The 15,647-nt window shown below is 63.7% G+C and carries 14 protein-coding genes; 13 read left to right on the forward strand and 1 reads right to left on the reverse strand.

Features of this window, described 5'->3' with window-relative positions; translation table 11 throughout:
• From J0I79_RS19580 to J0I79_RS19620, 9 genes are all read left to right on the forward strand, one after another.
• Window positions 1–135 (forward strand): Flp family type IVb pilin (locus tag J0I79_RS19580; RefSeq protein ID WP_292862549.1); only part of this gene is annotated, 135 nt, incomplete at its 5' end.
• Window positions 136–351: 216 nt separating this feature from the next.
• The gene (locus tag J0I79_RS19585) at window positions 352–870 is read left to right on the forward strand and encodes a prepilin peptidase (protein ID WP_292862478.1); all 519 of its coding nucleotides are present in this window, start codon (window positions 352–354) and stop codon (window positions 868–870) included.
• A 218-nt stretch (window positions 871–1,088) separates the two neighbouring features.
• On the forward strand, window positions 1,089–1,904 hold the full coding sequence (gene cpaB / locus J0I79_RS19590; protein ID WP_292862481.1) for a Flp pilus assembly protein CpaB: 816 nt from the start codon (window positions 1,089–1,091) through the stop codon (window positions 1,902–1,904).
• On the forward strand, window positions 1,901–3,418 hold the full coding sequence (locus J0I79_RS19595; protein ID WP_292862484.1) for a type II and III secretion system protein family protein: 1,518 nt from the start codon (window positions 1,901–1,903) through the stop codon (window positions 3,416–3,418). The genes cpaB and J0I79_RS19595 overlap by 4 nt, the downstream gene beginning before the upstream one ends.
• A 14-nt stretch (window positions 3,419–3,432) precedes the next feature.
• Window positions 3,433–4,170 (forward strand): CpaD family pilus assembly protein, encoded by a 738-nt coding sequence (locus tag J0I79_RS19600; protein WP_292862487.1) that lies wholly within the window; start codon window positions 3,433–3,435, stop codon window positions 4,168–4,170.
• Between the two features lie 63 nt (window positions 4,171–4,233).
• Window positions 4,234–5,523, forward strand: coding sequence for a CpaE family protein (locus J0I79_RS19605; protein WP_292862490.1), 1,290 nt, complete (start codon window positions 4,234–4,236; stop codon window positions 5,521–5,523).
• A gap of 23 nt (window positions 5,524–5,546) precedes the next feature.
• Window positions 5,547–7,055, forward strand: coding sequence for a CpaF family protein (locus J0I79_RS19610; protein ID WP_292862492.1), 1,509 nt, complete (start codon window positions 5,547–5,549; stop codon window positions 7,053–7,055).
• Between the two features lie 29 nt (window positions 7,056–7,084).
• A complete protein-coding gene (locus J0I79_RS19615; protein WP_292862495.1) occupies window positions 7,085–8,098 on the forward strand; it encodes a type II secretion system F family protein in 1,014 nt (337 codons plus the stop codon).
• Window positions 8,099–8,107: 9 nt separating this feature from the next.
• Window positions 8,108–9,124 carry a type II secretion system F family protein gene (locus J0I79_RS19620; RefSeq protein ID WP_292862497.1) on the forward strand — a complete coding sequence of 339 codons (1,017 nt, stop codon included), beginning with the start codon at window positions 8,108–8,110 and terminating at the stop codon, window positions 9,122–9,124.
• Between the two features lie 86 nt (window positions 9,125–9,210).
• On the opposite strand, the gene J0I79_RS19625 is transcribed toward J0I79_RS19620, so the two are convergent.
• Window positions 9,211–10,035 (reverse strand): tetratricopeptide repeat protein, encoded by an 825-nt coding sequence (locus J0I79_RS19625; protein WP_292862500.1) that lies wholly within the window; start codon window positions 10,033–10,035, stop codon window positions 9,211–9,213.
• Between the two features lie 126 nt (window positions 10,036–10,161).
• Between J0I79_RS19625 and J0I79_RS19630 the strand changes: the two genes are divergently transcribed.
• The 4 genes from J0I79_RS19630 to J0I79_RS19645 all read left to right on the forward strand — a co-directional run bounded on the left by J0I79_RS19630 (window position 10,162) and on the right by J0I79_RS19645 (window position 15,646).
• A complete protein-coding gene (locus tag J0I79_RS19630; RefSeq protein ID WP_292862503.1) occupies window positions 10,162–11,526 on the forward strand; it encodes a M17 family metallopeptidase in 1,365 nt (454 codons plus the stop codon).
• 67 nt (window positions 11,527–11,593) lie between these two features.
• Window positions 11,594–11,944, forward strand: a complete 351-nt coding sequence (locus tag J0I79_RS19635; protein ID WP_023773016.1) for a MarR family winged helix-turn-helix transcriptional regulator — start codon at window positions 11,594–11,596, stop codon at window positions 11,942–11,944.
• Between the two features lie 53 nt (window positions 11,945–11,997).
• Window positions 11,998–12,858, forward strand: coding sequence for an NlpC/P60 family protein (locus J0I79_RS19640; RefSeq protein ID WP_292862510.1), 861 nt, complete (start codon window positions 11,998–12,000; stop codon window positions 12,856–12,858).
• A gap of 226 nt (window positions 12,859–13,084) precedes the next feature.
• Window positions 13,085–15,646 (forward strand): ligase-associated DNA damage response DEXH box helicase, encoded by a 2,562-nt coding sequence (locus J0I79_RS19645; protein ID WP_292862513.1) that lies wholly within the window; start codon window positions 13,085–13,087, stop codon window positions 15,644–15,646.
• The last annotated feature ends 1 nt before the right edge of the window (window position 15,647 follow it).

The raw sequence follows: 15,647 nt of genomic DNA on the forward strand, positions 1-15,647 counted from the left end.
GCGACCGCTATCGAATATGGTCTGATCGCCGCTCTCATCGCGCTCGCCATCATCACCGGCGCCGGCGCGCTCGGCAATGCCATCAACGCCAAGTTCACCGCGATCGGCACCACCCTGAACAGCAGCGGCGGCTGATCCGCCTATTGCTGAACGCTGGGGTTACGTTCCTGACAAGGGCCGCCATTGGCGGCCCTTGTTCTATTCCGGCCATGGGCCGCCAATGGCGACCTTGTTCTATTCCGGCCATGTGAGAGCACCGCCAGCAACAGTCGCCTTTTTATTGCCAGCCTCATCAATCGTTAATCGAACCCGTCTAGGTTCAGTCTCCGTGGACAATAGGCATGAGCGCCGATGCTTGAAGCCCTGATCTTCGTCGTCTTTCCGTTCTGCATGCTGTTTGCCGCGATCTCCGACATGCTGTCGATGACGATTGCAAACCGCGTGCCGGTGCTGCTTGTCGTGGTCTTCGCGCTGGTCGCGCCGCTGACGGGCATGGAATGGGCGGCTTACGGTTGGCACTTCGCCGCCGGCGCCATTGTCCTGGCCGTGACGTTCGGCCTGTTCGCCTTGGGCGGCATGGGTGGCGGCGACGCCAAGCTCCTGGCCGCCACGGCCGTATGGATGGGGCTCAACGTAAATCTCGTTGAATATCTCGTGGCCTCCACATTGATCGGCGGTCTTCTGACCATTGCCATTCTGATCTACCGCAAGTCGCCGCTTGCAGTCGTTACCGGCCGCAATCCATTCCTGCGTCATTTCGCGGATGAGAAGACCGGCATTCCCTATGGGATCGCGCTTGGCCTGGGCGGATTGATGACCTATCCGGACTCACCCCTGGTGGTGTGGGCGCTGGCGCGGCTGGCAAGCTGAACCCGATCTGATTTTCCGTTGTCTACCGACCGTGTCGCCAACCGGCTGTGAGGGCAGCCGATGAGGGGGCTATGGAACCCATGGCGGCGTGATCCCTCTAATTTATGTAAACCTTAAATTAATCACGATCGTAAGCATTGCATTAACCTTGTTTTGACGATTGCGGCTGCAAAGTCCGGCCTGGCTACGTGGTTTGCCAAGGGCGAGGGTTCGGACAGATGCCAGCATCCCGATTGATTATTCTGAGCGTGGCGGTGGCTGCGGCAGGCGGTGCTGGTTATGTCGCCAAGAACATGGTCGCCGCGCCGCCGCCCCAGATCGTTGTCGATTCCGGCCCCAAGGCGCCTGAAGTGCCGCTGCAGGACGTGCTGGTGCTCTCGGGTGATGTCGGCATGGGCAACGCACTCGACAACAACATCACCTGGCAGGCCTGGCCGGCCGACGGCGTCAACGCGAATTTCATCACCAAGGCCACGGCTCCCGACGCGATCGAAAAGCTGAAGGGGTCGATTGCCCGTGTGGCGATGTATGCGGGCGAGCCGGTGCGCCGCTCCAAGCTGATCGGCGAGGGGCAAAGCTTCATGTCGTCGATCCTGCCTTCCGGGATGCGGGCAGTCGCCACGACGATATCGGCCGATACCTCGGCCGGCGGCTTCATCCTCCCCAACGATTTTGTCGACGTCATCATGACCCGCAGGGCGGACGCTGCCAGCGGCAGCACCGGCTTCAACACCGAAACCATCCTGAAGAACATTCGCGTCCTGGCGATCGACCAGACCATCCAGGAAGACGAGGAAGGCAAGAAGACCAGGGTGGGTCAGACCGCCACGCTGGAGCTGACCCCCCGCCAGGCGGAAATCATCACCGTTGCGCAACAGATGGCGGATCGCCTGACACTTGCGCTGCGGGCGATCACGGACACCCAGGAAAAGAATCTGGACGAGGCCGACTATCTCGTTTCCGGCAATGGCCGCCGGGGAACGGTGAGGCTCATCAAGTCGGGCGAAGTTTCTGAAGTAGGGGCAAGGAAATGAGGCGAAGCGGTAAACTGCCGGCAATCGCGGCAACGGCGCTCAGCCTGCTGCTCGTCGGGACGAATGTGCAGGGCGTTGTCCAGGCCAAGAGCACGCAGGTGACGGCCACGACCGCCAACCAGCGCGTCAAGCTCGGCCTCAACAAGTCTGTCGTCATAGACCTGCCAAGCGACGCCTACGACATTCTCGTCGCCAACCCGACGGTTGCCGATGCGGTGACCCGCACGGCGAGACGCATCTATCTCTTCGGCAAGGCCGTCGGCGAGACCAACATCTTTGTCTTCGGCCCGAACGGCGAACAGATCGCCAGCCTGGATCTGGCCGTCGAGCGCGATGTCGCCGGGCTGGAGGATTACATCAAGCGCTTCCTGCCGACCTCGGCCATCAAGGTCGAACTGCTCAATGACAACGTCATCCTGACCGGCACCGTCGACACGCCGCTGGACGCCAAGCGGGCGGTCGATCTGGCGACGATCTTCGTCTCGGGCGGTGAAGCGACGACCGGACAATATTCGCAGACCGCGGCCGGCGGCTCTGCCCAGAGCGGTGTCGACATCAACAACCCGGACCAGGAACGCCGCACCTCGAAGATCGTCAATCTGCTCCAGATCATCGGCGACGATCAGGTTACCTTGAAAGTGACGGTCGCCGAAGTCAGCCGCTCGGTGATGAAGCAGCTCGGCGTCAACATGATAGGCAGCGGCGGCGGCAACGGCATCAGCTATAGCGCGCTCAGTGACCCTTTCATGGGTCTCGGCAAGCCACTGTCGAACGCGGGCTTCGGCGTCGCAACGTCGGGGCTACAAGCCTATGTCAATGCGATGGAGCAGTCCGGGGTCATGAAGACCTTGGCCGAGCCCACCTTGACCGCCGTATCGGGCGAGAAGGCGACCTTCAAGGTCGGTGGCGAATACAATATGGTGACCGGGGTTAGCGCCAACGTCTCTACCGACAACCAGACAGGTCTGAAGACGTATTCGGTCGACAAGATCGAATACGGCATCGGCCTGGAGTTCCAGCCGGTGGTTCTGTCGCCCGGTCGCATCAGCCTGAAAGTCAGAACCTCGGTTTCCGAGCCGACCACCGAAGGATCCGTGTCGTCATCCACTGACAACAAGAGTATCGGCATGAATGCGCTATCACTGCGCAAGCGCCTTGCAGATACGACCGTCGAACTGCCCTCGGGTGGGTCCATGATGATCGCGGGCCTGGTTCGCGACGATGTCAGGCAAGCTGTGACTGGCCTGCCTGGACTGACAAAAATCCCGGTGCTCGGCACGCTCTTCCGCAGCAGGGACTTCGTGCGCAACGAGACGGAACTTGTCATCATCATCACGCCGTATCTGGCGCGGCCGGCGGCACGCAACGACCTCGCCAAGCCGGACGACAATTTCAACCCTACCAGCGATGGCGCCGCCATGTTCCTCGGCAAGGTCAATCGGGTCTACGGCACCATGCAGACCGACAAGCCCAACGGCCGGTATCACGGCGTTGTCGGCTACATCTACAAGTGAATGGGGAAGCGGACATGTCTCAGTCAGCCTTGAAGGCACGGACCATCGCCACGGCGATCCGCTCCGGCCGTTCGCGCACCTACCGTCGGGCCCTTCCGGCCCTGGCGGTGGCGGTGACGGCCCTGCTGGCCGGTTGCGCGCAGCGCGACAGCATCACCGTCGGCGCCATTCCGGACGACTATCGCACCAACCATCCCATCGTCATCGCCGAGAAAAACCAGAAGATCGATCTTCCGGTCGGCGCCGGCGACCGTGGCATGACCGGCTCGCAGCGCGACACGCTTCTTGGCTTCCTGGACAGCTATGACAAGACCGCCGCCCCGACACTGACGATCCAGGTTCCGCAGGGATCGGCCAATGAAGTTGCCGCGACGGCCGCCGGCCGCGATTTCGCCCGGCTGGCGGTCGCCAGCGGGGTCAAACGCAACCGGATTGTCGTCGTGCCTTATCAGGCCGGCTCGAGCGAGGCGTCGGCCCCGATTCGCGTCTCCTACATCGCTGTGAGGGCACAGACGGACAAATGCGGGCGCTGGCCCGAGGACCTGACCAACACTTCGGAAAACAAGCATTATGCCGATTTCGGCTGCTCCTATCAGAACAATCTTGCCGCCCAGATGGCCAATCCGGCTGATCTGCTTGGACCGCGCAAGCAGACCACCATCGACGCGGAAAACCGTGGCGCGGTGATCGATGTCTATCGCGCCAGGGGCATATCGACTGAATTCCTCGGCAATTCGGAAGTGACTTACTAAGCCACGCCCCGGGAAAAGACTTGGGCAAGTGAAGCCAGGCGAAGAACAGGCCACGGAAAGAGCATGACCATGAGCAACCTTGCCTATGACGCCACCGTGGACGGCGGCGACACCTCGCCGCAGGACATCGCAGCGATGCAGGCGTTGCGGCCGGTTCCGCGCATCTCGATCCAGGCATTCTGCGAGACGGAGGGCGTTGCCAATCCGGTCGAGCGCGCCGGCGAGGACCGCCGCATGACGAAGGCGCATCTCAAGGTCCATATGGGCGGCGTTCCCACCGCGATCGAATTCTACCAGTCGGCGCCGACGCCGAATCTCATCCTGCTGGAATCGCGCAGCGAGCCCAAGCAGTTGCTGGAGCAGCTCGCGCAGCTCTCGGAATATTGCGATCCTTCCTCGAAGGTGGTGGTCATCGGTCACTACAATGATGTCGGTCTCTACCGCGAGCTCATCCGCTCGGGCATCTCCGAATATGTCATCGCGCCGGTGTCGATGGCAGACATCGTCAGTGTCGTGTCGTCGATTTTCGTCGATCCGGAGGCCGAGCCGCTCGGCCGCTCGGTCGCCTTCGTCGGTGCCAAGGGCGGCGTCGGCTCCTCCACCATCGCCCACAATGTCGCCTGGGCAATGTCGTCGCTGTTCAAATCCGAAGTCGTCGTTGCCGATCTCGATCTCGCCTTCGGCACCGCCAACATCAATTTCGACCAGGATCCGGCGCAGGGCATCGCCGAAGCGGTGTTTTCACCCGAACGCATCGACGAGGTCTATCTCGACCGGCTGCTGACCCAGTGCGCCGAGCACCTGTCGCTGCTCGCCGCGCCCTCGACGCTGGAGCGCGTCTACGACTTCGATCCCGATGCCTTCACGCAACTGGTGGACACGGCGCAGCGCAGCGTGCCGCTGCTGGTGCTCGACGTCCCCCATGTCTGGACCGGCTGGGCCAAGAACACGCTGATCAAGGCCGACGAGGTCGTCATCACGGCGACGCCTGAACTGGCCAACCTGCGCAACACCAAGAACCTCGTCGACATGTTCAAGCGGCTGCGCCCCAACGATCCGCCCCCGAAGCTGATCATCAACCAGGCCGGCGTCCCCAAGCGGCCGGAGATTTCGCCGTCCGATTTCGCCGAGCCGCTCGGCCTGACGCCGATGTCGGTGATCGGCTTCGATCCGGTGCTTTTCGGCAATGCCGCCAACAATGGGCGCATGCTCGGCGAGATGGATGCCAAGAACCCGGTCGTGGCCACGATCAACGAGATCGCCCATGTGCTGACCGGCCGCAGCGAACTGAAGGCGAAGAAGAAGCCTGGCCTGGGCAGCCTGCTCGGCAAGCTTTCGCGCAACAAGAAATGACGCAGTGGGATCGGTAGTCGATCATGTTCGGTAAAAGAGGCAACGACGACGGCAACCGGTTCAAGCCGGAATTTCGCCAGCCGGCACCAACACCGGCGGCTGCTCCGGCTGCCGCGGGTTCGGCCGACACGGCCGTTCTCGCCCGTCCCGCGGCCGCACCCCAGCCCAACGCGCCCGCCGCACAGCCGGCCCGCCGCGCGGTCGAGGCGCCGCCGCTCGCGCCTGAGCAGAAGCGGGGCCGCGAAAAGAGCGAAACCTACTACGACACGAAGAGCCAGGTTTTCTCGGCGCTGATCGACACGATCGACCTGTCGCAGCTCGCCAAGCTCGATCCTGAAAGCGCGCGCGAGGAAATCCGCGACATCGTCAACGACATCATCGCGATCAAGAATTTCGCGATGTCGATCTCCGAGCAGGAAGAACTGCTCGAAGATATTTGCAACGACGTGCTTGGCTATGGCCCGCTCGAGCCGCTGCTTGCCCGCGACGACATCGCCGACATCATGGTGAACGGCTCGAAGAACGTCTACATCGAAGTCAACGGCAAGGTCGAGCAGACCAGCATCCGCTTTCGCGACAACCAGCAGCTTCTTAACATCTGCCAGCGCATCGTCAGCCAGGTCGGCCGCCGCGTCGATGAATCCAGCCCGATCTGCGACGCCCGTCTTCCCGATGGTTCCCGTGTCAACGTCATCGCGCCGCCGCTGGCCATTGACGGCACCGCCCTCACCATCCGCAAGTTCAAGAAGGACAAGCTGACGCTCGATCAGCTGGTCAAGTTCGGCGCCATCTCGCCGCAAGGCGCCGAAGTCCTCAAGATCATCGGCCGCGTTCGCTGCAACATCGTCATTTCCGGCGGCACCGGCTCGGGCAAGACGACACTGCTCAACTGCCTGACGAACTACATCGACCGCGAGGAACGCGTCATCACCTGCGAGGACTCGGCCGAACTTCAGCTGCAGCAGCCGCACGTCGTGCGCCTCGAAACCCGCCCGCCCAACCTCGAAGGCGAGGGCGAGGTGACGATGCGCGACCTGGTCAAGAACTGCCTGCGCATGCGGCCCGAACGCATCATCGTCGGCGAAGTGCGCGGACCCGAGGTGTTCGACCTTCTGCAAGCGATGAACACCGGCCATGACGGCTCGATGGGAACCATCCACTCGAACAGCCCGCGCGAATGCCTGAACCGTATCGAATCCATGATCGCGATGGGTGGCTATTCGCTGCCGCAGAAAACCGTGCGTGAAATCGTCGTCGGCTCCATCGACGTCATCATCCAGGCGGCGCGCCTGCGCGACGGCTCGCGTCGCATCACCCACATCACCGAGGTGATCGGGATGGAAGGCGACGTCATCATCACGCAGGACATCGTCCTCTACAACATCAAGGGCGAGGACGCCAACGGCAGGCTGCTGGGAGAGCATGTGTCGACCGGTATCGGCCGACCGCATTTCTGGGACAGGGCTCGTTACTATGGCGAGGAACAGCGCCTCGCCACCGCGCTCGAGGCGATGGAGAAGCGCGCTGACTGACGCATCCGCAGGCGTGAGGGTTCTGGTCGATGTTTGGAATTGACGGCACCGTATTGGCGTTTGTCGTGCTCGCCGGCTTCAGCGCCGGCGCGATCGCCTATGCGTTGCTGTTCAACCAGATCAGCAACGAAAAGCAGGCCGGCAAGCGGCTCGAGACCATCAAGGCGGCCGAAACGGACCGCTCCATCGTCAAGGCCACGCGCGACCGCGCCGCCGACGCGGCCAAGCGCCGCAAGTCCGTCCAGGATTCGCTCAAGGAACTCGACGAGAAGCAGAAAACCAAGGACAACGCGATCAAGAAGCCGCCGCTGAAAGCGCAGCTTCGTCAGGCCGGGATGAAGGTTTCGATCGAGCGTTTCTATATCTATTCCGCCATTTGCGGCCTGGCGCTGACGGTGGTCGCGTTCATGGCCGGCACGCCGCTGCTGGTGCTGCCCGGCGTACTGGTGGCCGGAGCGTTCGGCCTGCCGCGCTGGTTCGTTTCATTTCGCCGTACCCGGCGCGTCAAGGCGTTCCTCAATGAATTCCCGAACGCGCTCGATATCATCGTGCGCGCGGTCAAGTCCGGTCTGCCGTTGAACGATGCCATACGCCTGATCGCCAACGAATCCCCCGAGCCGGTGAAGACCGAATTCCGCCGCATCGTCGATTCGCAGCAGATGGGCATGTCGATCCCCGATGCGACCTTGCGCATGCCCGAAACCATGCCGTGCACCGAGGCGAGCTTCTTCGGCATCGTCATCCAGATCCAGTCGCAGGCCGGCGGCAACCTGTCCGAGGCGCTGGGCAACCTTTCGCGCGTGCTTCGTGACCGCAAGAAGATGAAGGCCAAGGTCCAGGCACTGTCGATGGAAGCAAAGGCGTCCGCCGCCATCATCGGCGCTCTGCCCTTCATCGTCGCTTTCCTGGTCTATCTTTCGAGCCCGAACTACATGCTGCCGCTGTTCACCACCAGCGTCGGCAATCTGATCCTTGGCGTCGCCGGCGTCTGGATGTCGATCGGCATCTTCGTGATGCGCAAGATGATGAACTTCGAAGTCTAGGGCAGCGGCATGAGCGAACAAGTCGTCAAGTCACTGACGGATCCCGGCCTTCTGATCGCGCTGCTGGTCGCCATCGCCGTGTTCGCCACCGTCTTCACGCTGCTGCCCGCCCTTGGCGGCAACCAGCTCAAGTCACGCATGAAATCGGTGGCGCTGGAGCGGGACGAACTGCGCGCCAAGCAGCGCGCCCGGCTTGCGACAGAGGCCGACCGCCGCCGCAAGGGCCTGCGCGAACAGCAGTCGGTCGGCATGCGCAACATCGTCGACCGTCTGGACCTGCGGCGCGCCCTGGCCGACGAGGCCACCTTGCAGAAACTCAAGGTCGCCGGTTTCCGCGGACAGAATCCGCTGACCCGGTTCCTCTTCTTCCGCCTCGTCTTGCCTTTCGTCGGTTTCGCGCTGGGCCTGTTTTACATCTTCGTGCTCGGAGGATTGCCGGACAAACCATTTGTGATCCGGCTCTTCGTCTGCATCCTCGTAGCCTATGGCGGCTTTTATGCGCCGGTCATCTACGTCAACAACCGCGCCTCAAAGCGCAAGCAGTCGATCCAGATGGCGTGGCCGGATGCGCTCGACCTGATGCTGATCTGCGTGGAATCAGGCATGTCGGTGGAAGCCGCCTTGCGCAAGGTCGCCGACGAGATCGGCGCGCAGTCGGTGGCCCTGGCTGAAGAATTCATCCTGACCAACGCCGAGCTTTCCTACCTTCAGGAGCGCAAGCAGGCCTATGAGAACCTCGCGAGCCGCACCGGTCTGGAATCGGTGAAGTCGGTTTCGCAGGCGCTCGTCCAGGCCGAGCGTTACGGCACGCCCGTGGCGCACGCGCTGCGCGTGCTTGCCAGCGAAAGCCGTGACATGCGCATGAATGCCGCCGAGAAGAAGGCAGCCGCCCTGCCGCCCAAGCTCACCGTGCCGATGATCCTGTTCTTCCTGCCGGTGCTTTTCGCCATCATCCTCGGCCCGGCCGGCATCCAGGTCAGCCAGCGCGGCATCTTTGGCGACCACCACTCCAGCAGCGCCCAGTAATCCGCTGCCAAGGCCGAAACGAAAGAGCCGCGCGAGGGACGTCGCGCGGCTCTTCTTTCTGGGACGACCAGCGGCCCGATATGCGGTCAGTTGGTCGCGGACTTCTTCTTCTTGTCCTGGTCCTTGAGTTGGCTCCAGGCATTCTGCTGGGCCAGCATCTGCCTGAGATAGGCGACATTGGCCTGGGCCTGCTCCGGCGAGAGCTCCTGCGAGGCGATCTTCTCGGCTTCGTCGAAACGGCCCTGCAGGCCGACGACCAGCGCCAGGTTCTGCCGCACGCGGCTGTCGGCATTGGGCTGCTGGGCGGCCGAGCGCAGATAGGTCTCGGCGGTGCGCAGATCGCCCTCCAGCACATAGGACATGCCAAGGTTGGACAGGACCGAGGGTTCGTTTGGCTTGAGTTCGAGAGCCTTGCGGTAGAGCTGGCGTGCGTCGTCCTTCTGGCCGAGTTGATCGAGGATGGCTGCCTCCGCCGACACCAGCTTCCAGTCGGGATACTCCGGCGTCTGGGCGCGGCGCACGGCATCGAGCGCTGCCTCGAACTGGCCATTGGCGGCCAGCGCCTTGCCGTAGGCGGCGAGCACGTCGCGATCCTTGGGGTAGGCGATCGCCAGCTTGCGCATCACGGCGAGCGATTGGTCGGCGTCGCCGTTCATCTGCAGCGCTGCTGCGAAATTGGTTGCTATGCGCTTGTCGTTGGGGTTCCTCGAATAGGACTGGCCAAGCGCGGCGGTGGCATTGTGCAGTTCACCCGCGGACATCGTCTCCAACGGCTTGCCGCTGGTGCGCCCGATCGAGCCGGTGCTCATCTTGTCGGTTCCGCAGCCGGCGACTCCGGCGGCGAGCGCGAGCACGAAGGCCGTGGTGACGAGCCGCTTTCCCCTGACAGTCATCGTGCGGTCGATCGGCATGGGCACTGGCCTCCATTCCTGCGCGTGGCCATTGCACGGCCATCTTCCCTCCCGCAGAAATATTCTGTTAACCCTAACGGATGGTTAAAAACACCGACTCGTGAAAGCCTGCCCGGAGAACATTGAATGCCTGTCGAACTCGTCGAGAAGAAATTGCAGGGCGCGTTGCCTGTGCACCTGGTGGGCAGGGACGGCCTGGAGGCAGCGGACCTCGCGCCGTCCGCAATCGCCTGGGCGAGGGCCAACGGCTTCTCCGGTGAAGCAGGTCGCACGCTGGTCTTGCCTGGTGAAAACGGTGCGCTGGCGGGCGCCTTGCATGGCATCGGCGATGGCGAGGGCGCGCTTGGCCTTGGCGTGCTGTCGAAAGCCCTGCCTGAAGGCGATTGGCATTTCGCCTCGGCGCCGGCCGAACCGGAACTGGCGGCAATTGCGCTGGCGCTCGGCTCTTATGTCTTTACCCGTTATGGCAAGAAGCCCGGCAAGGCGCTGCGCTTCGAACTGCCGGCCGGAGCCGATGCCGGCCGGGTCCGACGCATCGCCGATGGCGTCATCCTGGCGCGCGACCTGGTCAACACGCCGACCAGCGACATGGGGCCGGACGATCTCGAGCGAGCCGTGCGGGCCCTGGCCGCTGCCCACAAGGCTGAGGTCTCGGTGACCAAGGGCGACGATCTCATCAAGCAGAATTTCCCGATGATCCATGCCGTCGGCCGCGCCTCTTCAAGTGTGCCGCGCCTGATCGACATGACCTGGGGTCAGCCAGGCGCGCCCAAGGTGACGCTCGTCGGCAAGGGTGTCTGCTTCGACACGGGCGGCCTCGACATCAAGCCGTCGTCCGGCATGCTGTTGATGAAGAAGGACATGGGCGGCGCGGCCAATGTGTTGGGACTGGCCTCGATGATCATGGCGGCCGGCCTGAACGTAAGGCTACGCGTGCTGATCCCGGCGGTGGAGAACTCGATTGCCGGCAATGCCTTCCGGCCGGGCGACGTGCTGGCGAGCCGCAAGGGCATCACGGTCGAGATCGGCAACACCGATGCCGAGGGGCGGCTGGTGCTGGGCGATGCGCTGGCGCTGGCCGACGACGAAGAGCCTCAGCTCTTGGTCGACATGGCGACGCTGACCGGCGCTGCCCGCGTCGCGCTTGGGCCGGATCTGCCGCCGTTCTACACCGCCGACGAGGCGCTGGCCTCGGACCTCGCGGCGGCATCGCTGGCGGTGGAGGACCCGCTGTGGCGCATGCCGCTATGGCGGCCTTACGATGCGAAACTGTCGTCGAAGATCGCCGACATCAACAACGTCACCACGGACGGCTTCGCCGGTTCGATCACGGCTGCCCTCTTTCTAAAGCGCTTTGTCGAGAAGACGCCGGGCTGGGCGCATTTCGACATCTTCGCCTGGAATCCCGCGGACCGGCCCTATGGTCCGGCCGGCGGCGAGGCCCAGGGCATCCGGGCGCTGGAGCGGGTGATTTCGAGCCGCTTCGGCTGATCGCGGCAAGCCGGCAAATCGCCGAAACTGAAACGGAACCGAAACAATTTGCGGTCATGCTGGCGCGATGTCGATTGCGATGCGCCCGAGCCAGGCCTTGCGACTGTGGCAGCAGGTGATGCTGTCGCAGGTGCGTGAGGATGCGCCCGACCTCACCATGCGCCAGACGGCGATCCTGTTCACCATCTATCTCGATCCGCCACCGCACACGGTGCGCGGACTTGCCGCCCGCCTCAACGTCACCAAGCCGGTCATCACCCGCGCGCTGGATACGATGGGTGCGCTGAAGCTGGTGTCGCGTCATCGCGACGAACTCGACAAGCGCAATGTCTTGATCAAACGCACGGTCGAGGGTGCGCTCTTTGTCGAGCGCTTCGGCGATGGTATCATCGCCAAGGCCCATGAATTGCCGATGTAGGGCTTGGCCCCGGACAGGGTCATGCTCAACGAAAACAGAACCGGATTGCCGATTTGACCGCCAGAGACGCTCGCCTGCACGCCTTTCGTTCCGATCTTGCCGATGCCCGCCTGCAAGGCGAAGTCACGGCGGAGCGTTTCGTCGCCGGCCGGCCGGCGCGGATTGCCGTACCGGTGGCCGATGTACGCAAGGCGCCCCGAGCGGATGCCGGCATCAACACGCAGTTCCTGTCCGGCGACGATGTGCTGGTCTTCGAGGATATCAAGGGCTGGGCCTGGGTGCAGGGCGAACGCGACGGCTATGTCGGCTATGTCGCCGCCAATCAACTCGGCGGGCGGGAGCAGGCACCAACCCATATAGTCTGCGTTCCGCGAACCTTCCTCTATCCCGGCCCGGACCTGCGCTTTCCGATCGCTGGACACCTGTCGATGGGATCGACGGTGACCGTGATCGGCGCCGCCGAAACGCGCGGCACGCACTACGCGCTGCTGCCCTCGGGCGAGGCTCTCATATCGGGGCACCTGCGTCCGATTGGCGAGATCGCGGCGGACTATGTGTCCGTGGCCGAGACGTTTCTGGGCACGCCCTATCTCTGGGGCGGCGCCTCCGGCTTCGGCATCGATTGCTCAGGCCTGGTGCAACTGGCGATGCGGATGGCGGGCAGGGACGTGCTGCGCGATTCCGACATGCAGGCGGCCTCGATCGGCGAGACATTCCAGCCAGGCCCGGATTATTCCGGCCTGAGGCGCGGCGATCTCGTCTTCTGGAAGGGTCACGTCGCCATCATGACCGACGAAGAGACAATGATCCACGCCAATGGCCACACCATGCTGGTGTCGCGCGAAGGGTTGAAGGACGCCATCGCCCGCATAGGCTATCTCTACGGCGGGCCGACTGGGTTCCGGAGGCCATAGCGCGGTTTCTTCCTTCTCCCCTTGTGGGAGGAGGTGTTGCCGAAGGCGACGGATGAGGGGTGTTCCAGATGCCACCAGCGTCTCATTCCGCTGGAACCCCCTCATCCGTCTCGGCGCTGCGCGCCGATCCACCTTCTCCCACAAGGGGAGAAGGGAAGAGTCACTGCGATCCCCTTTTGTTCCGATTCTTCTTGGCGATTGACCGCCGCCGCGCTACCTCTGGCACGTGACCGTTGAGCCGCGCCTTGCCGACCAGAATGCCGCTGTAGCCCTGCCCGAACCGTTCGTCAGATGGTTCGGTGAAAAAGGCTGGTCGCCGCGCGCCCATCAGATCGAATTGCTGGCGCGTGCGCAGGCGGGACAATCGGTGCTGCTGATCGCGCCGACCGGCGCGGGCAAGACGCTTGCCGGCTTCCTGCCGTCGCTGACCGAACTGGCTGTCCGGCCGAAGCGAAAGCCGGGCCAGGCGCATCGCGGCATCCACACGCTCTATATCTCGCCGCTCAAGGCCCTGGCCGTCGATATCGAGCGCAATCTCGGCAAACCCGTCGAGGAGATCGGGCTGCCGATCTCTATCGAGACGCGCACCGGCGACACGCCGTCCCACAAGCGCCAGCGCCAGAAGCTGGTGCCGCCCGATATCCTGCTCACCACGCCGGAGCAACTGGCGTTGCTGATCGCGGCCCCCGACGCCCGGCGGTTCTTCGAGGAACTGCGCTACGTCGTGCTCGACGAACTGCATTCGCTGGTAACCTCCAAACGCGGCCACCTGCTGGCGCTGGGCCTGGCGCGGCTACGCAACTATGTGCCGGATCTGCAGACGATCGGCCTGTCGGCAACAGTTGCCGAACCCGACGAACTGCGGCGCTGGCTGGTCAGCCAGAATCCGCCCAAGGGGCTGGCAGCGCCTGACATGGCCGGGCTGATTACCGTGGCCGGTGGCGCGAAACCGGATATCTCCATCCTCGATTCACGCGAACGCGTGCCATGGTCCGGGCACTCGGCCCGCTACGCCATTCCGGAAATCTACGAGGCGATCAAAAAGCACCGCACGACGATCCTGTTCGTCAACACCCGCAGCCAGGCCGAGATGCTGTTCCAGGAACTGTGGCGGGCCAATGAAGATTCGCTGCCGATCGCGCTGCATCATGGTTCGCTCGATGTCGGCCAGCGCCGGCGGGTCGAGAAGGCGATGGGCGAGAACGCGCTGCGCGCCATCGTCGCCACCTCGACGCTGGACCTCGGCATCGACTGGGGCGATGTCGATCTCGTCGTGCATGTCGGCGCGCCGAAGGGCGCCAGCCGGCTGGCGCAACGCATCGGCCGCGCCAACCACCGCATGGACGAGCCTTCCAAGGCGATCCTCATTCCGGCCAACCGCTTCGAGGTGCTGGAATGCCGCGCGGCGCTCGACGCCAACTATCTGGGCGCGCAGGACACGCCGCCCTTGATCAACGGCGCGCTCGACGTCCTGTCGCAGCACGTGCTCGGCGTCGCCTGCGGCGCGCCTTTTGACGCCGATCTCCTGTTCGAGGAAATCCGCGGCGCCGCACCCTATGCGGCCCTGGAGCGCGACACCTTCGACCGGGTGATCGATTTCGTCGCCACCGGCGGCTATGCGCTGCAGAACTATGAGCGCTATGCCCGTATCCGCAAGACCAAGGACGGGCTCTGGCGCGTCTCCAATCCGCGCGTTGCCCAGCAATACCGGCTGAATGTCGGCACCATCGTCGAGATGCCGGAGCTCAATGTCCGCTATGTCAGGCAGGGCAGGGGCATGGCCGGTCGCGGCGGGCCGGTGCTCGGAAAGATCGAGGAGTATTTCGCCGAGACGCTGCGGCCCGGCGACAATTTCCTGTTCGCCGGCAAGGTGCTGCGTTTCGAAGGCATCCGCGAGAGCGAATGCGTCGTCTCCAACGGTGCGGGCGCCAACATCATCGTGCCGTCCTATGCCGGCGGCAAGTTTCCGCTGTCGACCTATCTGGCCGACCAGGTGCGCGGCATGCTGGCCGACCCCGACCGCTGGCAGGCTCTGCCCGAGCAGGTCGCCGACTGGCTGCGAATCCAGAAAGACAAGTCGGTACTGCCCAAACGCGGCGACCTGCTGGTCGAGACCTTTCCGCGCGGCAACCGGCACTACATGGTCGCCTATCCCTTCGAGGGCCGGCTCGCCCATCAGACGCTCGGCATGCTTCTGACACGGCGGCTGGAGCGGGCCAATGCAAGGCCGCTCGGCTTCGTTGCCACCGACTATTCGCTGGCCGTCTGGGCGCTGGACGACATGGCGGCCCTGTTCAAGGCCAGGAAGCCGTCGCTGGCCGCCCTCTTCGACGAGGACATGCTGGGCGATGACCTCGAAGCCTGGCTGAACGACAGCTGGATGCTGAAGCGCACTTTCCGCAACTGTGCCGTCATCGCCGGCCTGATCGAGAAGCGCTTTCCGGGGCAGGAAAAGAGCGGCCGCCAGGTGACGGTCTCGGCCGACCTGATCTACGACGTGCTGCGCAGCCACGAGCCGGACCACATTCTGTTGCAGGCGACACGCACCGATGCTTCATCCGGATTGCTCGATGTCAGCAGACTTGCCGACATGCTCTCGCGTGTGCGTGGTCGAATCATGCATAAGCATCTCGATCAGATTTCGCCGCTGGCGGTGCCGATCATGCTGGAGATCGGCAAGGAATCGGTGAATGGCGGCGCCAACGAGACGCTTCTGATGGAAGCCGCCGATCTGGTCGAGGAAGCCATGGGTCCGGGACGAGGCCAGGGCCAACAGGGTTTGACTTGAG

This window comes from Mesorhizobium sp. (genome assembly GCF_017306585.1).
Lineage (GTDB): Bacteria > Pseudomonadota > Alphaproteobacteria > Rhizobiales > Rhizobiaceae > Mesorhizobium.